This window comes from Acrocarpospora pleiomorpha, from assembly GCF_009687885.1.
Classification (GTDB): Bacteria; Actinomycetota; Actinomycetes; order Streptosporangiales; family Streptosporangiaceae; genus Acrocarpospora; species Acrocarpospora pleiomorpha.
Window position 1 is genome coordinate 44,380 of sequence record NZ_BLAF01000004.1, and the last position, 24,006, is coordinate 68,385.

Genomic DNA, 24,006 nt, shown 5'->3' on the forward strand with positions numbered 1-24,006 from the left:
CGACACACCATTGGGCGGCCCGCATTGCGTGATTATTCGGCATGCCATGTCTGCGGGAGCGTGTCCACGGTGATGTCCCTCCCATACGGCGGCTGGGGGACGCGACACAAATGATCACGCGGCGGCAGTTTCTTCAGGCCGGCACGGCTGGGGGTGTCCTGCTCGTCTCCGGCCGTGCCGGATGGGGTGGCGGGGTGGATCCGGCGGCGGTGCCCAAGTACGTCACTCCGTTGGCGGTACCGCCGGTGATGCCGCCCGTCTCCACGGCGAACGGCCTGGACCACTACGTGATCGGCGTGCGGCGGTTTCGGCAGCAGATCCTGCCTCCTGGCAGCCCGGCGACCACCGTGTGGGGGTACGGCCCGCAGCGGCATCCGCGCGGCTTCCAGACCCCGGGTCACACCATCGAAGCGCGAGTCGGCCGTCCGGTGCGGGTCACCTGGGTGAACGCGCTGATGGATGGAGACGGGGACTATCTGCCGCACCTGCTGCCGGTGGACCCGACGCTGCACTGGGCCAACCCGCCCGGCGGAGTCTTCGGGCGGGACTCGAGGCCGAGGTTCGCCTCGACGCCAGGGCGCTACCGGGGGCCGGTGCCGATCGTCACTCACTTGCACGGCGGGCGCAACGACCAGGACAGCGACGGGTATCCCGAGGCGTGGTACCTTCCGGCCGCGCGGAACCTGGGGGAGGGTTACGCGCGGGTGGGCTCCCAGTACGCGCCCTTCGGGGCGAGCTTCGCCGCCCGCGAGGGCATCTCGTGGGAGCCGGGGTCGGCGGTGTTCCAGTACACCAACGACCAACCGCCCAGCACCCTGTGGTATCACGATCACACGCTGGGACTCACCAGACTCAACGTCTATGCCGGCCTGGCCGCGTTCTATCTTCTGCGCGGGGGATCGGCCGACCTTCCCCCGGGTGTTCTCCCGGGGCCGGCTCCCGCGCTCGGCGACTCCGGGCGTCCGTCGTATCACGAGATTCCGCTGGCCATCCAGGACCGGTCGTTCGCCGCCGACGGCTCGCTGTTCTACCCGGGGAGCCGCACGTACTTCGACGGGTTCGCCGGGCCGTACATTCCCGGCAGCGACATGTCGCCTATCTGGAACCCGGAATTCTTCGGCGACACCATGGTGGTCAACGGCCGGACCTGGCCGGTCCTGGCGGTGCGGCCGCGCCGGTTCCGCTTCCGGATTCTCAACGGGTGCAATACCCGGGTCCTGATACTCAAGATCGTCACCAACCCGCGGGCGACGCGGCCGGCAGCCTCGGCGGTGCCCTTCTGGCAGATCGGGTCGGACGGGGGCTTCCTGCCCGCGCCGGTGGAACTCGCTGCCCTGCTGGTGGCCCCCGCCGAGCGGATGGACGTGATCGTCGACTTCACCGGCATTCCCGCCGGCACCGAGCTGTTCCTGATCAATGAAGGCCCTGACGGGCCGTTTCAGGGCGACGGCAAGTCGCCGCCGGCGAATCCCGAGACGACAGGGCAGGTGATGAAGTTCACGGTGGGGTCACTCGTGGGCCGCGACATCAGCGTTCCGCCGGCCCAGCTCACCCTGCCCTCGTTCGTCCCGCTGGGCCGGGCGTCGACGACACGCAAGGTCGGCCTGCTGGAACACACGTCCTCGGCCATTCCCGGAGCGGGACCTGCGGCGACCCTGCTCGGCACCGTCCCAGGGCGCAAGCCCTTGATGTGGTCCGATCCCATCACCGAGAACCCTCCGGTGGGGGCCACCGAGACATGGGAGATCCACAACTTCACCGTGGACGCGCACCCCATCCACATCCACGAGGTTCAGTTCCAGCTCGTCGGCCGGCAACCGTTCAAAGGCGCCGCCCGGGGCCCGGAACGCGGGGAGTCGGGGTACAAGGACACGGTGATCGCGTACCCGGGGGGGATCACCACGATCAAGGCGAGGTTCGAACACCCCGGGCTGTTCGTGTGGCACTGCCACATTCTCGAGCACGAGGACAACGAGATGATGCGTCCCTACCGCATCGGGCCGGCCTGACGGCTCAGACGCCGGGCTCCCGGTCGATGGAGCCGGGCCGGTCCTGGCTTGAGTCTGGCGAGCGGTGCTCCGCCGCGACACCACCGATAGGCCCGGCCCTGGGGGACCTTCGGCTCTGGGTGGCGAGGCCGCCGCGCGCTGTGATGGAGGGGAAGAAGGAGGAGCCATGAAGGATGTCATCGTCGTTGGCGTGGACGGTTCGCCCGCCTCGCTCGCGGCTGTCGAGTGGGCCGCTGATGACGCGGTCCGCACCCGCGCGGCGCTGCGCATCGTGTTCGTTCTGGACCGCTACCCGTACGAGATCACCATGTTCCCCAACCCCGACCTGGGCGACCAGCTGGCCCGCAGCGCCGCGCGCATCCTGGACAAGGCCGAGGAGACGGCCCGCGCCCGCCACCCGGACATCGCCGTCACCACGGAGGTCGTCGAGGGCAGGCCCGCCGAGGCGCTGCGCGAGCAGGCGGACGGCGCGGCCGAGCTGGTGGTCGGCACCCGTGGTATGGGCGGCTTCGCCGGGGCCGTCGTGGGCTCGGTCAGCATGCACGTGGCGGGTCACGCGCCCGGCCCGGTGGTCGTCGTACGACGGCTGAGCGAGCCGCCGCGGGGAGAGGTCGTGGTTGGGCTCGACGGTTCACCCGCCTGCCGGCCGGCACTGGCCTACGCCTTCGAGCAGGCCCGGCTCCGCGATGCCACGGTGCGCGCCCTGCACGCCTGGCAGCTGCCCGCGCACGACTTCGCGCCGGAGATCAGCTACGACATGGGCGAGATCCGGGCCGTCCAGCACGCCCTCGCGTCCCGCCAGCTCGAGGAGTGGCGGGAGCAATATCCCGACGTCAAGGTGATCGAGGACGTGCACTGCGCGCATCCGGTCCAGGTGCTCGTCGACGCCTCCGGCGGCGCGGACCTGCTCGTGGTGGGCTCCCACGGCCGCGGCGCCCTCGGATCGGCTGTGCTCGGGTCGGTCAGCCGCGGCGTGCTGCACCACGCTCACTGCCCGGTCGCCGTCGTCCGCCCGCGGGACTGAGACCGGTCTGAGAAGGAGGAGTTGAAGATGTCCATGGAAGTCAGGCAGGTCATGGGGCGCGTCGCGATCGCCGTCTCCCAGAATGCGGAATTCGCCGAGATCGTCTCCGCCATGCGGCGGTTCAAGGTGGGCGCCGTCACCGTCATCGACCAGGATCGCCGTCCGGTGGGCGTGGTGTCGGAGGACGACCTGCTGCTGAAGGAGAGCGAGCCGCCCCGCCACGGTCTGGGCTCGCTGAGCGCGGCCCGGCGCGCGGCCCAGGTCAAGGCGGCCGCCGTGACCGCGCACCGGCTGATGACCTCGCCGGCGATCGTCGTCACCCCCGGCACCCCGGTACGGGAGGCGGCGCGCCTGATGCACGAGAACCGCGTCAAGCAGCTCCCGGTCATCGACCCGATCACCGGCCGGGTGTGCGGCACGCTGCACCAGTCCGACCTGCTGCGCGTCTTCGAGCGGCCGGTCGGCGAACTACGCGAGGAGATCTCCGCCGTCGTCCGAGATGAGGTCGGGCTGGACCCGGCGGCGCTGACCTTCGACATCAGCGGCGGCGTGGTGACCATCGGGGGAAAGGCCCCGGCCGGCGCGGTGCGCAGGCTCCTGGAAGCGGTCCGGCAGGTGGACGGAATCGTGGCGGTCGACTCCGAGATCGACACTCAGGCGGCCGCCGTCGATCCGGTCTTCCCACCGGCGTACTGAACCGAAAAGCCAACCGGCCTGACGATCTCCGTCAGGCCGGTTGCCCACGCCAGTTCGCTGATCACATCGACCACGCCGTTGACCCGGCCCCTGAGGCGGGCACGCAGTCCGGCGAATTTACGACCAACGTCCCTTATCGCAGGGCCGAGATGCTCTGTCATTGGACCGTTGAGGGGCACAGCGTGGAGTTATGAGACCGAATGTGCGGCTGGGCACCATCGCCAAGGTTCCCATCGGGGTTCACTGGTCTGTCCTGCTGATACTCATCCTGCTGGTCGCCGTCTTGGGCACCTCGGTCCTGCCGGCCGCGGGCGGCGGGGACAGCGCGTTGGTTTACGGGAGCGTGGCCGTCCTGACGGCGCTGCTGTTCCTGGCCTCTCTGCTCGCCCACGAGATCGCGCATCTGCTGGTGGCGCGGCGCACCGGGGTGGGCGCGACCTCGGTCACCCTCTGGCTGCTGGGCGGAGTGACCGAGCTCAAAGGCGAGGCGCGCACGCCGCGCGCGGAACTGGCGATCGCGGTGGCGGGCCCGCTGGCCAGCTTCGCGGTTTCGGCCGTCGGTTTTCTGCTGGTCACGCCACTGCGGGGGGTGCCCGTCGCGCGGACGGCCATGATCTGGCTGGCCACCATGAACCTGCTGCTCGGGGCCTTCAACCTGCTGCCCGGCGCGCCGCTGGACGGCGGGCGCGTCCTGCACGCGCTCATCTGGCACCGTACGCGCGACCGGGCCCAGGCCGATCGCCGGGCCGCCGGAGCCGGCAAGATCCTCGGCGGGCTGCTGGTGTCCCTCGGCGCCGCGCAACTCCTCCTCTGGCCGGCCACGGGCGGCCTGTGGACGATCATCATCGGAGTGTTCCTGGCAGTTGCGGCCCACACCCAGCTGCTTCAGCAGCAAATGCGCGACGCCTTGGCCGGCATGCGGGTCCGGGATGTCATGACACCCGACCCCGCGGTGGCCCCAGGCTGGATCGACATCGATCGCTTCGTCTCCAGCGTGGCCAGTCGAAGCCACCAGACGGCGTTCCCCGTTGTCGACACCTCCGGCGCCCCCATCGGCTACCTGCGGCTGCAGGCGTTCCAAGACGTCCCGCCCGCCCGGCGTGGCGAGACCCGAGTGGACTCTCTCGCACGCCGGCTCCCGCCCGGCCGAGTCCTGTCGCCGGAACAGGAGGCGAGCGTCCTCCTGGATCCGCCCCTGACCGGGGACGCGCTCGCGGTGGTCGTCGAGGACGGCCGGATCGTGGGCACGGTGACCGGTGCCGATCTCGCCCGGATGATCCAGCTCATCGGCCTGCGCCGGCCGGGCGTTTCGGGCCCGCCGACAAAGTCATCCTGAACGGAACAAGATCATGAGGGCCTCCGGCCGTTCGTCCGCCGGCTGCCCCCTGAGATCCACACGGCCCTCGGCCGCAGGACCTTCGCCTCTGCTCCGGTCGTCGGCGAAGCCCTTCACTGGCCATGGAACCGATGAAAAGAGGGGAGCCAGCGATGAGAAAGCACCATCGGCCGACCGTCGCCGACGTCATGACCAAAGGCGTGCTCAGCATCACCGAGGACACCGGCTTCCGGGACATCGTGGCGGCTCTGGCCTCCCGAGGAGTGAGCGGCGCACCCGTCGTCGACGCCAAAGATCAGGTCATCGGCATCGTCACCGAGTCGGACCTCCTTCGCAAGGAGGAGTTCAAGACCGTCTACGAGGACCGGCGCCCATTTTTCGAGACCCCCCGCGACCGGCTGGCGCGGGTGAAGTCCGAAGGGGAGAAGGCCGTCCAGCTCATGACCACCCCGGTCACGACCGTGGATCCGGACATCTCGATTCCGGCCGCCGCCCGGCTGATGGCCGAGCGGTCCGTCAAACGGCTGCCGGTGGTCGACTCCTCGGGCCGCCTCGTGGGCATCGTCAGCCGATCCGACCTGCTGAAGGTCTTCCTGCGCCCGGACGAGACCATCCGAAGGGAGATCATCGACGATGTGATCGTCCGAGTCCTGTGGGAGGCCCCGTCCACCGTGTCGATCGAGGTCGAGAACGGCAGAGTGACCCTGACGGGTCAGATCGAACTCAAGAGCATGATCTCCTTCACCGGGCGTATCGTCGCCGCGGTCGACGGTGTCGTGGACGTCGACAACCGCCTCACCTATGCCCGGGACGATTCCATCCCCACGCCTGATCCGCTGTCGGCTCGCCCGGTGCGGCCACGTCGTTGATCGTCGCCGATGCCGCCTCACGTACGTCAAAGACGGCTCAGCGCCCACCCCGGGGACGGGGATGGGCGCTGAGTTGTTCTCCGGCCTTGAACGCGTGGTGGCGGCCGATGTCATGACCGCCGGGCGCGTCGGCGCACGATGGCGCGTACGGTGAGAAGCGCGACGACGGCCACGACCTGACCACCCAGGATGATCCGGTTGTAGTCGATCGCCGGGTGCCAGCGGACGTCACCGTCCCTGATGACGAATACGCCGGTCGGCGTGGCTCCCACCCCGAAGCCGCCGCCCGAGCCCTCGCCGGACTGCTCGCCCTCCGCGTGGCCGCTGCCGCCCCCGCCGCCCCCGCCGACGCGGGCCGCGGGAATGACCGTCACGCCGTCGCAGGTGATCGGCTCGCCGAAAGCACGCCGGACTGTGGCGGCATCCCGTGCTTTTTCGAGCATTTCCATGATATCCATGTCTGTCCTCCTACTACGACGTTTGCGTCACACGGCCACGACCGGATCATTTGTCGTCTTGACCGCGGGTTTGGGCATCGAACATCGGGGGCCACATATCAACTCCTTGGATGCCCATATGTAGAGCCTCGCACCTACCGTCTCCGGCTCCCAGGGCTGTTGGCTCGTCAGTGGAAGGCCGGAAGGCACACCTTCTACCGCTCGGCGTCCCCCGACATCACGTCCGGTCTACTGACTGGGAAGGTGTGGCCCGCACCGCGCCCGAGTATGGCCGACTGGCCCCGCACGGTGACTCTCAGATGCGCGGGGCCGTCGTCGGCGCGGGTGATCCGCGCCTGGCCGCGATCGACCTCGATGGACAGGGAGGCGCCGTGAACACGGATCGGCAGCGAGAGGGTGGCCAGCCGGTCGGGCAGGAGCGGGTTCAGATACAGGCTGCCGTGATGGACCTCGAGGCCGAGGTAGCAGCGCTGCATCAGGTCCAGGGTGCCGGCCATCGCACCCAGATGGATGCCCTCGGCGGTGGTGCCTCCCTGGACATCGTTAAGGTCGCTGCCCAGCGCCTCCGTACGGAAGCGCCATGATCTGGAGCGGTCGGATCTGGCGAGCACCCAGGCGTGCACGACGGCGCTCAGCGTGGAACCGTGGCATGTCCGCTCAAGGTAGTAGCGGATGGTGCGCTGGACCATGTCTGGTTTGACGGGGTAACCGAGGCGATCGAGGATCTCCCGCAACTCTTCCGCGGTGAGCAGGTAGAACAGCATCAGTACGTCGGCTTGTTTGGAGACCTGGTAGCGATTGGGGCTTTCGCCGTCGGCTTCCAGTGCCCGATCCAGCCGGCGCACGCCCTGGTAGCGGTCCCAGTCCAGTTCGAGCAGGTCGGTGTAACCGGTGAACTGGCTGATCACCCCGTCGTGGAAGTCCACCCGCATGCGATGCGTGATCTCCTCCCAGCGGTCGAGCTCCTCCTCGGTGAGCGCGAGGCGTACGGTCAGTTCGCCGCGCTCACGCCGGGGGAGGAGCCGAAGCGTCTCCCGCGCGCGAAGCAGCAGCCACACGGTCATGATGTTGGTGTAGGCGTTGTTGTCCAGGCCGGGGGAGTCCGCTCCGGGATAGGCCTCGTGGTACTCGTCCGGGCCCATGACGCCGCGAATCTCGTACCGGCCCGACGCGGGTTCGAACCTCGCCAGCGCGCCGAAGAATCTGGCGATCTCGATCAGCAGCTCCGCGCCGGAGCCGGCGAGGAATTCCACGTCGCCAGTGGCCGCGTAGTGTTGCCACACGTTGTACGCGATCGCGAGCCCGACATGTCGCTGCAGCCGGGAATTGTCCGGCAGCCAATGACCGGAGCGTGGATTGAGGTGCAGAAACGGGGTCTCCTCCTGCCCGTCGCTGCCGCTCTGCCAGGGGAACATCGCGCCGGGCAGGCCGAGGGCGCTCGCGGCGTTCCGCGCCTCGGGCAGCCGGCGATGGCGGTAGCGCAGCAGCGTGCGGGAGATCTCGGGGAACCGCACGTTCAGCCAGGGAATGACGAACAGTTCATCCCAGAACACGTGTCCCCGGTAGGCCTCCCCGTGGAGGCCTCGGGCAGGCATGCCGACGTCGAGGTCGGTGGTGTGCGGCGAGAGGGTCTGCAGCACGTGAAAGGTGTGCAGGCGGAGGTTCCTGGCATCCTCGGGATCGTCCAGGTCGAGCCGGGCGCGCGTCCACAGCCGATCCCAGGCGTGCCGGTGCCGCGACAGCAGGGTGTCGAAGCAGGGCGCGAGCCGTACCCATCTCAGCGCGGCCGAGCGTGCGTCGGCAACGGCGTGATCACGGGAGGTCGCCAGCGCGACGGTCTTGGTGACGGTCGCGGGAGATCCCTGCCTGAGGTCCAGGACGTGCTCCTCGGAGATCCACTCCGCCTCCTGGAGGAACTCGCTCCGGCCGTCGTCCGATTCCACCCGGGCGGCGAGCGCGATCGTGATCTCGGAGGAGCGGGTGCGGGCGCGAAGCCAGGTCAGATCGCCATCCTGCCCGGTGGAGTGATCGGTCAGGTGATCGCCGCGCAGGTCGCGATAGCGCTTGACACCTCGATTCGTCACCCGCCCGTCGAGGGCGGAACTCACGCGAAGCGGCCCCGACCAGTTCTCCGCCGTGAAGGTGGCCTCCAGCGCGGCGAGGTGGGGGTCGGACATGGAGACCAGGCGACGCTGACGGACCGAGGTGACCCGGCCGTGCCCGTCGCGGAACCGGAGCTTCCGATGAAGCACCCCATGGCGCATGTCGAGCTCCTGCCGATAGCCGAGCAGGTCGCTCTCCCGCGCGGAGAACCAGTCGGATTCCGGCGTGGCGAAGGCCAGCGGCAGCCAGTCCGGCGCGTTGACGAGTTCCTCGTTGGTGACGTCCAGGCCGGCGACCGTCGAGGTCAGGCGGTTGTAACAGCCGGCGATGTAGGTACCGGGATAGTGCACGCCGTCAGCTCTGGCTTCCGGCGCGGCGGCGCGGGTGGCGAAGTAACCGTTGCCCAGCGCGCACAGGGCCTCACGAAGTCCCTCTTGGGCCGGGTCGAACCCGTCGAAGACGAGCTCCCAGGAGTTCACCCCGCACCGACCGGGACTCGGCCGCTCACCGCGAGCTCGTCCAGGTCGGTGACGAGGATGTCCGCTCCGCGCTCCGCGAGGGCGGCGGCCTGCCCCGCGCGGTCGACCGCGATGATCAAACCGAACCCGCCGCGTCGCCCCGCCTCGACACCGGGCAGCGCGTCCTCGACGATCGCGGTCCTGCCCGGAGGAACACCGAGGCGTGCCGCCGCTTCCAGGAAGAGCGCCGGATCGGGCTTGCCGGGCAGACCGAGCCGAGCCATGTCGTTACCGTCGACCAGCACATCGAACAGGTGAACCAGGCCCGCCGCCAGCACCACCTTCCGGCAATGCCGGCTGGCCGACACCACCCCGGTACGGCATCCGCGACGCCGCAACTCGTGCAGCAGCGTCACGGTCGACGGGAACGCGGCCACGCCGTCCCGCTCCACCTGCAGGATGTAGAGCTGATCCTTGGCCATGCCCAGGCCGTGCACGGTCGGCGCGCCCGGCGTATCCGACGGTCCTCCCTCCGGCAGCGTGATCCCCCGGGAGGCGAGAAAGGTACGCACCCCGTCCAGCCGCGGCCTGCCATCAACGCAGGCCTGGTAGTCCGCGCGGATGTCGAACGGCTCCGAGCGGCCTTTCATGAAGGTGTCGAACACGTGTTTCCAAGCGGCCGCGTGCATTCTCGCGGTGTCGGTGACGACCCCATCGGTGTCGAATATGACCGTGTTGATCCTGGTCAAGTCAATGGTGGGCACGGACAGCACCCCCTCCTTCGTGAGGTTACGCCGAGGTCCGGCGTGGTCCGTCACGCTGGTTCCCGCTCCAACGGTTGCCGCGTCAGATGCGACACGTGTCGTCGCGTTCCCAGGCGAGCTCGTCGACCACGTCGACGACGCCGTTGACCTCCCTGGTCATCCACAGCGCGATCTGGGCGTCTCTCCGCAGGAGCATCCGCCCGCTCAGCGTCACCACCCCGTCCTTGACGGTGACCTGAACGCACGAGGTGTCCATCCACAACGATTCCACTAGAACATGTTCTCGAATATCACGTTGGATGTCGCGGTCCGAGCGGATGAACACCTTCATCAGGTCACAGCGGCTGACGATGCCCGCCAGGCGGCCGTGCTCGTCGATGACGGGGAGGCGTTTGACGCCACGGCTCTGCATCAGGCGGCAGGCGGAAATCACCGATACCTCCTCTCCAACGGTGACCGCGGGGGTGCTCATCAGCTGCCGAGCCACCACGCCCCGGGCCTTGCCCGTACCGAGATCCTGGCCGGACGGGGTCGGGGGCCGGTATCGCTCGCCGGGGAACCGCTCCCGGAATTCCTCCTTGCGCAACAGATCGGCCTCGGAGACGACACCCACGACATGGCCGTCGTCATCCAGGACCGGTAGGGCGCTCACCGCGTGAGTAAGGAGCATCCCGGCGATGTCCTTGAAACAGGTGTTCTCCACAACAGAGATCACCGGCCAGGTCATCACGTCCTTGACGGTGACATGACGCATCTTTGCCTCCTGATGCGCCCGTATACGGCACGAGCCGGCCGATATGGGCTTCCGTGCTGTGGTTCAGCGGCCCTTCCAGACAGGGATGTCGTTCACTTTCCAGGTGATGTGGTCGACCACGCCGACCACGCCGTTGACCCGTTCGGTCATGCAGACCGCGATCTGGGCGTAGCTGCGCCGTTCCATCGTCCCGGTCAGCGTCACCACGCCCTGCTCCGCGGCGGCCTGTACGTCGGAGGTCGCGGCCCACAGGGAATGCCCCAGGATGTCCTCGCGGACTTCCCGGGCGATGTCGGCGTCGGAGCGCAGGAACACTTTCAGCAGGTCACTGCGGCTGACGATGCCCATCAGGCAGCCTTCCTCGTCGACCACGGGCAGTCGCTTGACGCCGTGCGCGGCCATGAGCCGCATCGCCGCCGCCACCGAGGCGTGCGACCGAACCGTGACCGCAGGGGCCGTCATCAGTCCTGCCGCAGTGTCGCCATGGGCCCTTTCTTCGCCCCTGGCGCCCCCTTTGCTCAGGCGCCGCCGCAGCCGGGCGCGCAGCGGCGGCTGGTAGCCCTCGCCGTAGTACTGCTCCTTGAACTCCTCCCTGACCAGCAGGTCCGCCTCGGACACCACGCCGAGGACGTGGCCTTCGCCGTCGACCACGGGAACAGCGCTCACCCCGTGAGCGATCAGGACTTCGGCCACATCCTTGAACGGGACGCCGCCGTTCACCGACACCGCCTCCGGGGTCATGACGTCCTGAACCTTGACACGCATCACAATCTCCTTCAGCGCGTATGGTGCCCGCCTATCCTGAAACGGACCCGGCCTTGAACCTTCTTCTCCTCCGCCGCACACGATGGCGAACAGGTCGGGTGAGAGACCTGACGCCTGCCGACGTGACACTTCTATACGTCTTTAGGCTGTTCATACCCGTTTATCCCATCTCTCTCGCAGTCGCGAAGGCTTGACAGCGATTGGGCTAACCGTTAGGTATGGAGGCTAACGGTTATAGGGGGCCCAATGCAGCAGGAAGTCGTGCTGGCGATGCTGGCGAAGGAGCCCTCGTACGGCTACGAGCTGCGCGCGCGGCTGCGCGACGCGCTCGGCCCGCTCGGTGACGGGATGAACGCCGGGCAGGTCTACGTCACGCTGACCCGGCTGGAAAAGGCTGGCCTGCTAGCGGTCGAGACGTCTCCCGATGGCGCCGACCGGTCGGATCGCAAGGTGTACGCGCTCACCCCCGACGGCCAGCAGCGAGTCGCCGAGTGGATCGCCGAGGTGGGCTGGCCGAGGCCCGACCTGGCGGAGTTCCATCTCAAGCTGATCGCGGCCGCGGCGGCCGGGCTGGCCGACCCGCTCACGATCGTCGACACCCAGCGCCGGGAGCTGCTGCGCCGGCTGCGCGACGCCCAGCGCGCCGCCATGGCCGAGCCGGTCCGCTCGGACGCGGCGCTGTTGCTGGAGGGCGTCGTGCTCCGGCTTCAGGCGGACCTGCGCTGGCTCGAGGCATGTGAGAAGAACTGGACCCACCGAAGGAGTGGATCGTGAGCATGGCCGCCGACACATCCGTGCTTCGCGTCCGCGGGTTGCGAAAGGAGTACGGCAAGGGGGAAGGACTGGTGCGCGCCGTCGACGGTGTCGATCTGGACGTCGGCGCGGGGGAGACGGTGGCCGTGATGGGGCCCAGCGGCTGCGGGAAGTCCACGCTGCTGCACCTGCTCGGAGGGCTGGACCGGCCCTCGGGTGGAGAGGTGTCGCTGAACGGCCGTCGCATCGACGACATCAGCGAGAAGGCCCTGGCCCGGATGCGGCGGACCGCCGTCGGCTTCGTCTTCCAGGCCTTCCACCTGATGGAGGAGCTCACCGCCGTGGAGAACGTCGAGCTGTCGGCGCTGCTGGCCGGACGCTCGCCGCGGGCGGCCAGACGGCGAGCGGAGGAGTTGCTGGAGCAGGTCGGGCTCGCCGACCGGGCGCGTTTCCTGCCCTCCGCGCTGTCCGGCGGCCAGCGGCAGCGGGTCGCGGTCGCCCGGGCGTTGAGCAACGAACCGCTGGTCGTCCTCGCCGACGAACCGACCGGAAATCTGGACAGCGCCGCCACCCTGGACGTCCTCAAGCTCTTCGAGGGCCTGCACGAGTCCGGCCAGACGCTGGTCATCGTCACCCACGACGCGCGGATCGCGGCCACCGCGGACCGGCTGATCTCGATGCGCGACGGCGCGTTCGTGGATGAGACCAGGTTGTCCGGTGGCACCACCGGGCAGCTCGGCGCCCTTGTCGGGCTGGAGGACTGAGGGCGATGGGCCGCATCCTGCTCGTGGGCCGCCTCGCCGTACGTGACCTTCGGCGGCGCCGCGTCGAGACCGTGCTTCTGCTGCTCGCCATCATGGCGGCCACCACGACGTTGACGCTCGGGCTCGTCCTGCGCGACGCGGCCGGCGACCCGTACCAGAGCACCCGGGAGGCGACCAACGGACCCGACGTGGTCGCCAGCGTCAGCCGGCCCGGCGAGCTTTCCCGCCTCGAGGAACTGGCCAGTGCTCCCGGCGTCATCGACCGCAGCGGACCGTACCCGGTCGCCCCGGCGAAACTTCAGGCATCCGGTCGAACCTCGGATGTGCAGGCCGTGGGGCGCGACGCGGCGCCCGCGTCGGTCGACCAGCCCGAGCTGGTACAGGGCAGCTGGGTCCGCGATGGCGGCGTGGTGATCGAAGCCGCCTTCGCCAATGCGCTCGGTGTGCGCGTCGGTGATCCGGTCACCCTGGACGGCCGGTCGTACGAGGTCGTCGGCGTCGCGGTCACCGCCATCATGCCGCCCTATCCGGGGGTGTCCTGCCTTGTCGCCGGTTGCATGAGCGGCGACATTCCCGACGATCGGGCCGCCCCGGGGTTGTTGCACAATCCCGGACTGGTCTGGCTCACTCAGGCGGATGTGCGGAGCCTCACCCCAGACTCCCACGTGATGAACCTGAAGCTGGCCGACCCGGATGAGGCCCAGGCGTTCGTCGCAAACCACCCCGCGAGCCGGGACGCTCCACGCCTGGCGTACTGGGAGGAAATCCTCGAAGAGGCCACTGAGCTGGCCAGAGACTCCCAGATTCTGCTGCTGATTGGAGCCTGGCTGCTTGGCCTGCTCGCCGTGGCCAGTCTTTCGGTGCTGGTCGGCGGCCGGATGGCCGATCAGACCAGACGCGTCGGACTCCTCAAAGCGGTCGGCGGCACACCGAGCCTGGTCGCCGCCGTGCTGCTCGCGGAGTATGTCCTCGTGGCCATCGTCGCGGCCGCGGCCGGGTTGGCGGTCGGATCACTGACCGCTCCGTTGCTCACCGAGTCCAGCGCCGGCCTCGTCGGCAGCGCGGGCACCCCGTCGATGACCATGTCCACGGTCGGTACGGTCACCGCCGTGGCACTCGCGGTCGCGGTAGTCGCGACCGTTGTTCCGGCCGTGCGCGCCGCCCGCTCCAGCACCGTCAACGCGCTGGCCGACTCGCCACGCCCACCCCGCCGCGTCGGTTGGCTGATCGCGATCTCGGCGCGACTGCCCGTCCCGCTGCTTCTCGCCTTGCGGGTCGCCGCCCGCCGGCCGCGACGGGTCGTGCTGGGTGTGGTCAGCATCGCGATCACGGTCAGCGGGATCTACGTCGTGCTGATACTCAACGCCTTCCTCACCACCCAACCCCTCGCCGGCGGCTATGACGATGCTCAGGTGGAGCTGCTACGCCAGGTGCTCCTCGTCTGGATGGTCATCCTGCTCTGCCTGGCGGCGGTCAACGCCATCTTCATCACCTGGGCCACGGTGCTCGACAACCGGCATTCGTCGGCGCTGGCACGCGCCCTCGGCGCAACCCCTCGGGACGTGAGTACGGCAATGGCGGCCGCACAGGTCCTCCCCGCGCTCATCGGCGCTGTCTTGGGCGTTTTCCCGGGAGGCGTCGCCCTGTTCGCCGCCATAAACACGATCACCGGCGGCGACAGCGACAGGGCCACGCTTCCATCCCTCTGGCAGCTGCTCGCCGTGGTGCTGGCCACCGTACTCGTGGTGGCGGCGCTCACCGCTGTCCCCGCCCGCCTCGGCGGCCGCCGTCCCGTGACCGAGGCTCTCTAAACCGAGTTTCCTGATTCGAGCAGGTCCGCCGGAGCTTGCCACCGTTATGTCACTCGTGGCACCACACCCGGACCGCGTCGACGATCTTCTTGGCCTGCTCGGCGTCCACGTCGGTGAAGTACTTCTGGGCGTTCGCGATCGTCTTGGCGTCCGAGAGGCCCTTCTTGATGTCCTGGCAGGTCTTGTTCGCCGCCGCCATCGCCAGGTCCGGGTCCAGCAGCCACGGCGCGGCGACGGCCAGAGAGAACAGGAATTCCTTGCGCTGCTGTTCCGTCGGCACCGATCCGTTGCCCTCGAGGGTGGGTACGGCCGTCGGCAGGTTGCTCGCCAGGGTCGGCAGGGCCTGGGCCGCCGCGACCGGATCGTCCTTGCCGCAGGCCCCCGCCAGGAGCCCGGTCAGCACCAAAAGGCCCGCCATTAGCACCGTCGCCCGGCGTCCCGCCGAGATCGGCGACCATCCCTGCTGCGTCCGCTGTGGAGAATGCATTGAGGAACGCTATGCCGAAGATCCACCCCTTTTCTGATGAATCGGTGATGTTGCTCGTCAAGGGCGGGCGGGGTAGTCGTCGGCGAGCCGTCCAGTGACGGCAGGAGCAGCCGCAGGCGGGCGAGCACGGCACGCTGGCCCTCAGCTACGACCGAGTCCGCTGAGCCGGCTGGCAGAACAATGGGACTCGGTTTACCCATCGGGACTATTGGGAGCTTATGGGCCATTGAAGAATGAAGAGGTACGTCGGAAGGGCTTCTGGAATCTCCCCCCTCACGTGGAGGAGGCACCATGGATCCCACTTCTGCCCGGTGCCGCTCGGATCGGCTCAAGGTTTGAGCACCGTGCGCGGGGACCTGAATGAGGACGCCGTCCAGGCCTACATCTACGGCTATCCCCTGGTCCTGATGGAGACCTCCAAGAAGACCCTGACCAATGTGGAGAAGCCGGATCCGGTCACCTTCAGGGCGCCGATCAACCAGTTCGGGAAGGGCGAGAACGTCCCCGGGCCCGAGTTCAAAGGCGTGGTGTCGCCGAACGTCGACACCCTCTACACCTCCGCCTGGCTGGATCTGACCAAGGAACCCATCGTGCTGCACGTGCCGGACACCCACGGCCGCTACTACCTGATGCCCATGCTGGACGGCTGGACCAACGTGTTCGCCTCACCGGGCAAGAGGACCACCGGCACCGGGGAAGGCGTTTTCGCCATCACCGCCCCGGGCTGGCGCGGCGCTCTTCCGGAGGGGGTCAAGCAGCTCAAGTCACCCACCAGCACGGCGTGGATCCTGGGCCGCACCCAGCTCAACGGTCCTTCCGACCTGCCCGCCGTCCAAGAGCTCGTGGCCCAGTACACGCTTCAGCCGCTCAGCACGTACGGCAACGGCACGTACACGCCTCCGGTCGGGAAGGTCGATCCCGCCATCTCCGCCACCTCTCCACCAACTCAGGTCGAGAAGATGACCGCCCAGACCTTCTTCTCCCACCTGGCCACCGCCATGCGGACCAACCCCCCGGCCCCGGCGGACGCGCCCATGGTCGCCACGCTGGCCAAGCTCGGCATCCAGCCGGGCCGGCCGTTCAACGCCGACACCCTCGACGAGACCACGACACAGGCGCTCAACCAGGCGCCGGCCGAGGCACAGAAACGGATCAAGGCGGGCGTCGCCGCGCTGGGCAATGACGTCAACGGCTGGCGATACGCCACCAACCTGGGCAGCTACGGCACCGACTATCTCCGGCGCGCGGCCACCGCCTGGCAGGGCCTGGGCGCGAACCTGCCCCAGGACACCATCTATCCGCTGACCTTCGTCGACGGCAAGGAGCAGCAGCTGAACGGCGCCAGCAAGTACACCATCCACTTCGAACCCGGCCAGACCCCTCCGGCCAGCGCGTTCTGGTCGATCACCATGTACGACGCCCAAGGATTCCTGCTCGAAAACCCCATCGACCGGTACGAGATCGGGCACACCGTCAAGCCGGCCGCCAACGCGGACGGGTCAGTGGATCTGTCCATCCAGCACGACCCTCCCGCGGGCGGCCAGTCCAACTGGCTACCCGCCCCGACCGGCGACTTCAACCTCATGCTCCGCATGTACTGGCCCAAGCGGAGCGCCATCGACGGCACCTGGAAACCCCCCGCGATCACCAGGGCCTCGTGAATGGGCGTGGTCCGTTACGTGCTCTCGGTGACCCGAACCCGGGAATGCCTTCGAACGGTCTCAGGTCTGACCCCCGAAAACTGATCGACCCAGTGCGCGATCGCCTCGTTGGAGTTCCTGATGTGCTCCGTCATCAAGCGGCGGGCCAGGCCGGCGTCCTGCGCCAGGATGGCATTCGTGATGGCCTCGTGCTCCTGCAGGTTCTTCCTGATCAGCCGCGAGTTGCCCGCGTAGGCGCCAAACGAGAGATTGTGCGGGAGCCGGCGACGCAACTCGCGGATCGTCAAGGTGAGGTACTTGTTGCCGGCGGCCTCGAGAATCACTGAATGAAAGTGATCGTTCGATTTGGCCCAGCGTTCGGCTTGGACTGCGACGGGCTCGTCGAGGGAGGCACGGAACTCATCCCACGACCGCATCATGCGCAGAGTTTGCCGGTCGTCGATCCGATCGCAGGCCAGTGCGGCAGCCAGACCCTCCAGCTCAGCCCGCACCTGTCCGATCTCGCGGATGTCATGGCCCGACTGACCGTTGACCTGGGCGCCCCGGTTCGGAGCGATCGTCACGATGCCCTGCGACGCCAGGATCCGTAGCGCTTCACGGACCGGCGTTCTGCTGATCCCGAACTCCTCGGCCAGCGCGCTGTGGCGAAGCCATGTCCCTATCGGGATCTCCCCCGAGATGATGCGTCGCTGGAGCACGGCGACGAGCTGATCGCTCAGCGACGCGCCCTGGGGGGCGAGGTCATCATCGAGCACCACGTCTTCAGCCACCGCAGATGGTTTCCCTCACCCAGTCGGTCGCGCCGATCATCATGGACCCACTAATTCTAGCGCACTGCATCCAATCACTCGGCAATTGAGTTCATCGCCCCACCGCGTATCCCTGGGCGCCGCGTGGGTTGGCGGCGCCCTCGATCAGGCCACGGGATCGATCGACTCGCACCGAGGAAAGGCGGCCGAGCGCCCAGTCACCGGCTCGACGGATCACGTGACCCATCGCCTCGAGCTCGTCGATGACCGCCGGGCCGAACCGATCTTCCAGGACCAGCCCTCCCGGCTCCCAGGTGTGCGGCCAGAAACTCCCCGGGAAGCTGGTCGTATGGAACATCGGCGCCTCGATGGCCTCTTGCGCTCCGAAGCCGGCGATCAACGTTCGCATCAGATACACGAGTTGCCACTGGTCCTGCTGATCCCCGCCCGGACTGCCGAGCGCCGTGACGGTGTCCGCGGACGTGACGATCGTGGGCGTCAGCGTGGTACGTGGCCGCTTGCCGGGTCGCAACGCCGAAGGGCTCGCTGGGTCCAGATGGGTCATCTGAAGCCTTGTTCCCAAGCAGAATCCGAGCTCGGGAATCGCCGGCGACGACTGCAGCCACCCACCCGATGGCGTGGCGGACACGGCGTTGCCCCAGCGGTCGACGACGTCGAGGTGGCACGTGTCGCCGCGCACCTCGCCCGTCACCCGCACCGTTGGTTCACCGATCGCCACCGACTCGTCGTCGGCCGCGATCGTCAGTCGTGGCCGGTAAGGCTGAGGCAGCCCGACGAACGAGCCAGGACGAAGGTCATGGGAAGCTCGCCCGCCGATCAGCTCTCTCCGTTCCTTCGCGTACTCGGCCGAGAGCAACGTGGCCACCACGTCCGCATCGAGACCGTCGCCGTAGTAGGCCTCACGATCGGCGAGCGCCAGCTTCATCGCCTCGACCACACGATGCAGTCCCGCAGGGGTATCGACGTCAATCTGGTCGTCGGCGAAACCGTCCAGGATCGCGAGGGCCTGCAGCAGTGCGGGACCTTGGCTCCACGGACCGGCCTTGTGGATTCGGTGACCACGGAAGTTCAGGGCGACCGCGGGTTCCAGGTGCGCTCGGTATCCCGCCATGTCCCGCGCCGTGAGCACCCCGCGGTGCGACGTCCCGGAGGCGTGCCGGTGCGTGACATCGGCGACGAACCGCTCAATCGCCTCAGCGACGAAGCCGCTACCCCAGACCGCCCTCGCCGCGTCGATCGTGTCCCGCCGCCCACGGCCCTTCGCCGCGGCCGACGCTTCCGCGCGGAGACGGCGCAACGTGGCGGCGTACGCCGGGTTGGTGATGATCTGACCAGGCCGGGGTGACGCTCCGCCAGGAAGCCAAAGGTCGGCCGACGTACTCCAGTCTTGGACGAAGAGGTCGCGGACCATCACGATGACCTCACGGGCGCGCGCCACGATGGGATGCCCGTTCTCGGCATAGTCGATGGCGTACGCCAGCACCTCGTCAAGCTCCCAGGTGCCGTAGTCGCGCAGCAGCAGAAGCCAGGCGTCGACGGCACCGGGAATGGCCGCCGCCAATGCCCCGGCGCCCGGAACAGCGTCGAGGCCCTCGGCGTGAAAGTGCTCGATGGTCGCGCCTCGCGGCGCGGGTCCTTGGCCGCACAGCACCTGGACAGGCTGATCGACGGGTGCGATGAGCGCCACCAGGTCCCCGCCCGGCCCATTGAGATGAGGCTCAACAATGTGCAGCACGAAGGCGGCCGAGGCCGCCGCGTCAAAGGCGTTGCCGCCACGCTCCAGGACAGACTGCGCGACGCCCGAGGCGATCCAGTGAGTGGATGCGCAGACGCCGAAGCTTCCGACGACATTCGGCCGTGCCAGGAAGGCCGGGGCACGGAACCGCGAGGGCACACTCATCTACGACCGCCGTCCCGGGCCCAGGCGGCGAACAAGAACTCGATCGTGGGGTCCACGATCTCCGGTTCGGCGAACACGGGCGACGCGTGCTCCTGCCCGTCGACGACGACGAGCTCGCAGGATCCACCCCGCTCGGCGATGGCGTCTCGAAGCATCCGGCTCTGGGCGAGTGGCACCGTGCGGTCCGCGCTACCGTGCGCGAGGAGGAACGCCGGCAGCCGCTCCGCCCGCCGAGCCGCTGCCACGACTGACCCGTGCTCCAGGACCTCGGGCAGGTCAGCGTCGTCCAGCGTGCGCCCGTAGACGAGATCGATCGTGACAGCCAGCCTGTCTCGCAAGCTCGGGTCCGCCGCGGCCACGTCGAGCACGGCGCCGAGATCGACCGGTGCGTAGTGCAGTACCACAGCGTCGAGTTCGGCGCTGTGGTCAGCGAGTTCGGCGACCGGGCCGCCCCCGGTGTTCCCGCCGCTCAGCGCCGCTCGGCCCATCAGGTAACCGCCTGCGGAGCTGCCCCAGCCCGCGACCCGGCCAGGGTCGAGACCGAACTGATCCGCGCTCGAACGGACCCAGCGGATCGCGGTCACGATATCTTCGACCGGCTCTGGGTAGCGCGCCTCGCCGGCGAGGCGATACTCCACGGAGACGACGGCGATTCCGCGGCTCGGCAGGCCGGCCCACGGGCCCATCTCCTTCACGCCGGCGACGAACGCGCCGCCGTGGGCGTACACCACGACCGGGAACGGTGCGGGGTGGGTCGCCGGCACATGGAGGTCGACGCGAAGCGGCCGCCACCCGACGTGGCTACCGATCGCGACATTCAGGTACGAGGTCGCCCCGTCCAGGACGCTGACGGCAACGGGCTCAAGGAGCCGCTGATCCACGACGGTGTACGGAATGACCTCGATGGGCGGCAGTGCTGTGCCGAACTTCACGGGGTTCACGTTCTCCTCTCTGAGGCACGCCTGACTCGGGTGGGGCATGGAAGCCGTCACACCACGAATCCGGGAACGGAGTCGATGAGTGAGCGGGTGTAGGGGTGCTGGGGGTTGGTCAGGACGTCCTCGGTCGCCCCGTGCTCGATGACGTGCCCGGACTTCATGACGTACACGCGGTCGGCGATCTGCCGCACCACCGCGAGATCGTGGGTGATGAAGACGAGCGAGATCCCCAGCGAGCGCCGCAGGGAGTTGAGCAGGTTCAGCACGTGCGCCTGGACCGAGAGGTCGAGCGCGGAGACGACTTCGTCACAGAGCAGAACTCGCGGATCCCTGGCGAGAGCTCGGGCGATCGCCACCCGCTGCCGCTCCCCTCCAGAGAGCTGGCGAGGCCGCCGGCGAGCATAGGCGGCGTCGAGACCGACCATCTCAAGGAGCTCTTCGGCACGAGCTCGCGGGTCGGCCACGTCGGAGGCTCGGAGCACCTCGCGCACCGTGCCGCCGACCGATCGCGCCGGGTTCAGCGTCGAGGACGGGTCCTGGAACGCCATTTGCACCGTCGAGCGGACACGCCTCCAATCGGCGCGCGTGATCTTCGAAGCGGCGAGATCCACCCCGGCGACCTCGACGGATCCCGACGTGACCGGCTCAAGCCCGATCATCATGCGCGCGATGCTGGTCTTGCCCGACCCGGACTCGCCGACGATGCCGACGCTCTCGCCCGCGAAGACCTCGAGGTCGACAGCGTTGACGGCGAGTTTGTGCCCGTAGCGCCTGGACGCTTTGATGACGCGGATGATCGCTTCGCCGGAGGCGGGCCGGACCGGTGGCGCCGCGACGAGATCTTCCGCATGCGCGAGGTCGAGACGTTCGCCTGCCCGGGTACACCGGACGCGGTGTCCGGGCTCGAACTCGGTGAGCTCGATCGCGTGGGTCGCGCAGGCCGATGTCGACCATGAGCATCGAGGTTCGAAGCGGCAGCCGATCGGCCGGCTTCCCGTGGAAGGAACCGAACCGCCGATGCTGGGCAGGGTCTCGACCCGGCGATCCAGCGGGGGATCAGCGGTGGTGAGCTTGGCGGTGTACGGATGGCGCGCCTCGCGCAGCAGGCGCGAAGCCGACAACTCCTCCAGAACCTGGCCGGCGTACATGACGTAGACGCGGTCGCACACGCTGGCGGCCACCCGCAAGTCATGGGTGATGAGCAGCAGAGCCATCTGCCGGGACGTACGCAGCCGGTTCAGCAAGGCCAGGATCTCGGCTTGGGTGGTCACGTCCAGCGCCGTCGTCGGCTCGTCGGCGATCAGCAGCAGCGGTTCTTCGGCGATCGCGGCGGCGATGCCGACGCGCTGGCGCATCCCACCCGAGAGCTCGAACGGGTAGGCGTCGGCGACGGCGGGATCAACGATCCCCACCTCGGCGAGCCGCCGCACCGCCTCCTGGCGCCGGTTCGCGCGGCTCAGGCGCCGACCGCCGGCGTCGCGCAAGGTGGCGCAGATGATGTCTCGAACCCGATGCAGCGGGTTGAGTGTGGTGAAGGGATCCTGCATCACCATCGCCATCCGCGAGCCCCGCAGATCCCGCAGCTGCTGGGCGCTGAGGTCGGCCAGTGAGGTTCCGCCGACCCGGACCGAGCCGTCACCGCGCAGGCCTGGGGGCAGCAGACCGATGACAGCTCGTGCGGTCACCGACTTTCCACTTCCAGACTCACCGACCACCGCGACCGCTTCGCCGGGCGCGATGCGCAGGGCGATGTCATCCACGATGGGGACGGTTCGCCCGCCCCGCGGTCCATGGACTGTGAGGCCTTCGACAGCGAGGGCGGGTTGTGCCGAGCCGATCGTCATCGACATGGGGCTCATCGCGACCTTCCATGCGATTCGTAACGCGAGTAGATCCAGTCGCCGATGATGTTCGTGGAGACGGCGATCAGCACGAGAGCGATTGCGGGCGCCACGGTCGCCCATGCGTTCTGAAACAGGTTGGATCGGTTCTCGGCGATCATCCGGCCCCAGTCGGCGGCGCCTGGGGGCACTCCGAGCCCGAGGAACGACAGCGCCGAAAGGTCGACTATCCCGTACGTGAACGTCAGGAAGAACACGGCCACCACGAACGGCGTGATGGCCGGCAGCAGGTGGCACCCGATGATTCGAACTCCGGACAGCCCCGACGTGCGCGCCGCCTCCACGTACGGCAGCCTCGCCCGGACGATGACGGCGGCACGCGCGAGCCGCACATTCGCGGGGAGACCGAAGACCAGCAGCACCACGATGGCGGTCCACCAGCCGCCACCGGTGACGCCGACGACCACGATGGCCACGATGGTGGGGGGAACGGAATAGAGCACCTCGATGATCCGGCCGGTCATGGCGTCGACGCGCCCGCCGAGGTATCCGGCGACGAGCGCGATCACGGTCGACGCGGCCGTCGTGGCCGCGGCGAGGATCAAAGGTCCCAGCAAGCCTGTGCGCGCCCCGTCGATCACTCGCGAGAAGACATCACGGCCTAGCTGGTCAGTCCCGAGCCAGTGGCCGGAGTCGGGTCCGATCAACGACCGCGAGCCGTCGATCAGGTCGGCATCATGTGGGGCGATGGCCGGGAACAGCACCCAGATCACCGCGACCGCCAGCACGCTGCCGGCGGTGGCGACCATGAACGGGGTGCGCCACAGTGCCTTCCGCAACGCCTGACTCAGGGCGGCGAAGCTCATCCGGCGGCGGCCGGTGTGAACTGCCTCAGCCACGTCCCCACGCCCCCTTCCTGACCCGCGGATCCAGCCCGAAGACCGCCAGGTCCACGATGAAATTGATGGCGACGATCGCCGCGGCGATCGTCAGCGCGACGGCTTGGATCATGGGCACGTCCCGCGCCGCGATAGCGCTGGTGAGCAGGGTGCCGATGCCGTCGAGGCCGAAGACCGACTCCACCACCACCAGGCCGCCCGCCAAGGCGATCAGCATGCCGCCGGCCTGTGTCACCAAGGGCACGGCGGCATTGCGCAGGACGTCGTCCCACAGAACACGGCCTGGGCTCACGCCTCGCGACCTTGCGAACGTGACGTGTTCTTCGTCCAGCACCTCCAGCACCGCTGAGCGCGTCACCCGGGTAGCCGCCGCGAGCAGCACGACGATCATGGCCAGGGCTGGAAGTACCAGATGGCGCGCGGTGTCGAGCCCGCCGTCGCCGCTGCCCATGGTCGGAAACCAGCCGGCCTCGATGCCGAGGAGCCAGGTGAGGATGATCGCGGTGGCGAACAGCGGGGTGCTGGCCCCGATCACGACGGTCGTACTGACGAATCGATCGACCCGTCCACCTCGGCGCAGGGCCGACATGACCCCGAGCGCGGCGCCACCAGCCATGGCTACGCTCCACGCGGTGAGCATCAAGGGCACCGTCACCCCGGCTGCCCGCGCCAGGGAGACCATGACGGGTTCTCGCGTCAGGAACGAATCTCCGAAGTCGAGCACGAGCAGCGACCGCAGATAGTGCAGGTACTGGGTCAGCAGCTGATCATCCAGGCGGTACAGCTGGCGGATCGCCTCGCGCTGCTCGGCCGAGGCGTACGGGCCGGCGAGTGCCTGATCCGCACCTCCCGGGGCGAGGTAGATGAGGGAGAACAGAGCGAACGACACCACCAGCAGCACGAGCGCTCCACCGAGTACCCGCCCGCCGAGGAACCTTAGCGGCGG

21 protein-coding genes are annotated in these 24,006 nt (G+C 68.6%); 9 read left to right on the plus strand and 12 right to left on the minus strand.

All coding sequences use genetic code 11. The annotated features are described in order from the left end of the window. Nucleotides 1-110 precede the first annotated feature (110 nt). The 5 genes from Aple_RS00240 (at nucleotide 111) to Aple_RS00260 (ending at nucleotide 5,934) form a co-directional block, all read left to right on the plus strand. On the plus strand, nucleotides 111-2,009 hold the full coding sequence (locus tag Aple_RS00240; RefSeq protein WP_155342358.1) for a multicopper oxidase family protein: 1,899 nt from the start codon (nucleotides 111-113) through the stop codon (nucleotides 2,007-2,009). 166 nt (nucleotides 2,010-2,175) lie between these two features. Beyond that, entirely contained in the window at nucleotides 2,176-3,033 is an 858-nt protein-coding gene (locus tag Aple_RS00245; protein WP_155342359.1) for a universal stress protein, read from the plus strand. 27 nt (nucleotides 3,034-3,060) lie between these two features. After that, nucleotides 3,061-3,729 carry a CBS domain-containing protein gene (locus Aple_RS00250; protein ID WP_155342360.1) on the plus strand — a complete coding sequence of 223 codons (669 nt, stop codon included), beginning with the start codon at nucleotides 3,061-3,063 and terminating at the stop codon, nucleotides 3,727-3,729. 190 nt (nucleotides 3,730-3,919) lie between these two features. After that, nucleotides 3,920-5,065 carry a site-2 protease family protein gene (locus Aple_RS00255; RefSeq protein WP_155342361.1) on the plus strand — a complete coding sequence of 382 codons (1,146 nt, stop codon included), beginning with the start codon at nucleotides 3,920-3,922 and terminating at the stop codon, nucleotides 5,063-5,065. A 152-nt stretch (nucleotides 5,066-5,217) separates the two neighbouring features. Further along, the gene (locus tag Aple_RS00260; RefSeq protein WP_170321202.1) at nucleotides 5,218-5,934 is read left to right on the plus strand and encodes a CBS domain-containing protein; all 717 of its coding nucleotides are present in this window, start codon (nucleotides 5,218-5,220) and stop codon (nucleotides 5,932-5,934) included. A gap of 110 nt (nucleotides 5,935-6,044) precedes the next feature. On the opposite strand, the gene Aple_RS00265 is transcribed toward Aple_RS00260, so the two are convergent. The 5 genes from Aple_RS00265 to Aple_RS00285 all read right to left on the minus strand — a co-directional run bounded on the left by Aple_RS00265 (nucleotide 6,045) and on the right by Aple_RS00285 (nucleotide 11,236). Then, entirely contained in the window at nucleotides 6,045-6,392 is a 348-nt protein-coding gene (locus Aple_RS00265) for a spore germination protein GerW family protein (RefSeq protein WP_155342363.1), read from the minus strand. Nucleotides 6,393-6,586: 194 nt separating this feature from the next. Then, entirely contained in the window at nucleotides 6,587-8,974 is a 2,388-nt protein-coding gene (locus Aple_RS00270; protein ID WP_155342364.1) for a glycoside hydrolase family 65 protein, read from the minus strand. Further along, nucleotides 8,971-9,717, minus strand: a complete 747-nt coding sequence (locus Aple_RS00275) for an HAD family hydrolase (protein ID WP_155342365.1) — start codon at nucleotides 9,715-9,717, stop codon at nucleotides 8,971-8,973. Before Aple_RS00275 ends, Aple_RS00270 begins: the two co-directional genes overlap by 4 nt. Nucleotides 9,718-9,799: 82 nt before the next feature. After that, nucleotides 9,800-10,471 (minus strand): CBS domain-containing protein, encoded by a 672-nt coding sequence (locus tag Aple_RS00280; protein ID WP_155342366.1) that lies wholly within the window; start codon nucleotides 10,469-10,471, stop codon nucleotides 9,800-9,802. 63 nt (nucleotides 10,472-10,534) lie between these two features. Continuing rightward, nucleotides 10,535-11,236 carry a CBS domain-containing protein gene (locus Aple_RS00285; protein WP_155342367.1) on the minus strand — a complete coding sequence of 234 codons (702 nt, stop codon included), beginning with the start codon at nucleotides 11,234-11,236 and terminating at the stop codon, nucleotides 10,535-10,537. Between the two features lie 246 nt (nucleotides 11,237-11,482). Here Aple_RS00285 and Aple_RS00290 point away from each other — a divergent pair, with 246 nt between their 5' ends. The 3 genes from Aple_RS00290 to Aple_RS00300 are packed head-to-tail and all read left to right on the plus strand — an operon-like array spanning nucleotide 11,483 to nucleotide 14,564. Beyond that, nucleotides 11,483-12,010 (plus strand): PadR family transcriptional regulator, encoded by a 528-nt coding sequence (locus Aple_RS00290; RefSeq protein WP_155342368.1) that lies wholly within the window; start codon nucleotides 11,483-11,485, stop codon nucleotides 12,008-12,010. Between the two features lie 2 nt (nucleotides 12,011-12,012). After that, nucleotides 12,013-12,753 (plus strand): ABC transporter ATP-binding protein, encoded by a 741-nt coding sequence (locus tag Aple_RS00295; RefSeq protein ID WP_155342831.1) that lies wholly within the window; start codon nucleotides 12,013-12,015, stop codon nucleotides 12,751-12,753. Nucleotides 12,754-12,758: 5 nt separating this feature from the next. After that, a complete protein-coding gene (locus tag Aple_RS00300; protein WP_155342369.1) occupies nucleotides 12,759-14,564 on the plus strand; it encodes an FtsX-like permease family protein in 1,806 nt (601 codons plus the stop codon). A gap of 49 nt (nucleotides 14,565-14,613) precedes the next feature. On the opposite strand, the gene Aple_RS52715 is transcribed toward Aple_RS00300, so the two are convergent. Further along, nucleotides 14,614-15,051, minus strand: coding sequence for a DUF732 domain-containing protein (locus tag Aple_RS52715; RefSeq protein WP_174889769.1), 438 nt, complete (start codon nucleotides 15,049-15,051; stop codon nucleotides 14,614-14,616). Between the two features lie 344 nt (nucleotides 15,052-15,395). Here Aple_RS52715 and Aple_RS00310 point away from each other — a divergent pair, with 344 nt between their 5' ends. Next, nucleotides 15,396-16,712 (plus strand): DUF1254 domain-containing protein, encoded by a 1,317-nt coding sequence (locus Aple_RS00310; protein ID WP_218038027.1) that lies wholly within the window; start codon nucleotides 15,396-15,398, stop codon nucleotides 16,710-16,712. 14 nt (nucleotides 16,713-16,726) lie between these two features. Here the strand turns inward: Aple_RS00310 and Aple_RS00315 are convergent, their stop codons facing one another. The 6 genes from Aple_RS00315 to Aple_RS00340 all read right to left on the minus strand — a co-directional run. Next, on the minus strand, nucleotides 16,727-17,482 hold the full coding sequence (locus Aple_RS00315) for a GntR family transcriptional regulator (RefSeq protein WP_155342371.1): 756 nt from the start codon (nucleotides 17,480-17,482) through the stop codon (nucleotides 16,727-16,729). A 91-nt stretch (nucleotides 17,483-17,573) separates the two neighbouring features. Then, nucleotides 17,574-19,382 carry a gamma-glutamyltransferase family protein gene (locus Aple_RS00320; RefSeq protein WP_155342372.1) on the minus strand — a complete coding sequence of 603 codons (1,809 nt, stop codon included), beginning with the start codon at nucleotides 19,380-19,382 and terminating at the stop codon, nucleotides 17,574-17,576. Continuing rightward, a complete protein-coding gene (locus Aple_RS00325) occupies nucleotides 19,379-20,323 on the minus strand; it encodes an alpha/beta hydrolase (RefSeq protein WP_218038028.1) in 945 nt (314 codons plus the stop codon). Before Aple_RS00325 ends, Aple_RS00320 begins: the two co-directional genes overlap by 4 nt. 47 nt (nucleotides 20,324-20,370) lie before the next feature. Further along, entirely contained in the window at nucleotides 20,371-22,083 is a 1,713-nt protein-coding gene (locus Aple_RS00330) for a dipeptide ABC transporter ATP-binding protein (protein WP_281361514.1), read from the minus strand. Nucleotides 22,084-22,175: 92 nt separating this feature from the next. After that, nucleotides 22,176-23,060 (minus strand): ABC transporter permease, encoded by an 885-nt coding sequence (locus tag Aple_RS00335; protein WP_155342374.1) that lies wholly within the window; start codon nucleotides 23,058-23,060, stop codon nucleotides 22,176-22,178. After that, nucleotides 23,053-24,006 (minus strand): ABC transporter permease (locus Aple_RS00340; protein ID WP_218038029.1); only part of this gene is annotated, 954 nt, incomplete at its 5' end. The genes Aple_RS00340 and Aple_RS00335, both read right to left, overlap by 8 nt.

What these genes read in the sequence shown, in the direction of transcription:
- Aple_RS00240 (WP_155342358.1), top strand. Translation starts at nt 111, where the DNA reads ATGATCACGCGGCGGCAGTTTCTTCAGGCCGGCACGGCTGGGGGTGTC.
- Aple_RS00245 (WP_155342359.1), top strand. Translation starts at nt 2,176, where the DNA reads ATGAAGGATGTCATCGTCGTTGGCGTGGACGGTTCGCCCGCCTCGCTC.
- Aple_RS00250 (WP_155342360.1), top strand. Translation starts at nt 3,061, where the DNA reads ATGTCCATGGAAGTCAGGCAGGTCATGGGGCGCGTCGCGATCGCCGTC.
- Aple_RS00255 (WP_155342361.1), top strand. Translation starts at nt 3,920, where the DNA reads ATGAGACCGAATGTGCGGCTGGGCACCATCGCCAAGGTTCCCATCGGG.
- Aple_RS00260 (WP_170321202.1), top strand. Translation starts at nt 5,218, where the DNA reads ATGAGAAAGCACCATCGGCCGACCGTCGCCGACGTCATGACCAAAGGC.
- Aple_RS00265 (WP_155342363.1), bottom strand. Translation starts at nt 6,392, where the DNA reads ATGGATATCATGGAAATGCTCGAAAAAGCACGGGATGCCGCCACAGTC.
- Aple_RS00280 (WP_155342366.1), bottom strand. Translation starts at nt 10,471, where the DNA reads ATGCGTCATGTCACCGTCAAGGACGTGATGACCTGGCCGGTGATCTCT.
- Aple_RS00285 (WP_155342367.1), bottom strand. Translation starts at nt 11,236, where the DNA reads ATGCGTGTCAAGGTTCAGGACGTCATGACCCCGGAGGCGGTGTCGGTG.
- Aple_RS00290 (WP_155342368.1), top strand. Translation starts at nt 11,483, where the DNA reads ATGCAGCAGGAAGTCGTGCTGGCGATGCTGGCGAAGGAGCCCTCGTAC.
- Aple_RS00295 (WP_155342831.1), top strand. Translation starts at nt 12,013, where the DNA reads ATGGCCGCCGACACATCCGTGCTTCGCGTCCGCGGGTTGCGAAAGGAG.
- Aple_RS00300 (WP_155342369.1), top strand. Translation starts at nt 12,759, where the DNA reads ATGGGCCGCATCCTGCTCGTGGGCCGCCTCGCCGTACGTGACCTTCGG.
- Aple_RS52715 (WP_174889769.1), bottom strand. Translation starts at nt 15,051, where the DNA reads ATGCATTCTCCACAGCGGACGCAGCAGGGATGGTCGCCGATCTCGGCG.
- Aple_RS00320 (WP_155342372.1), bottom strand. Translation starts at nt 19,382, where the DNA reads ATGAGTGTGCCCTCGCGGTTCCGTGCCCCGGCCTTCCTGGCACGGCCG.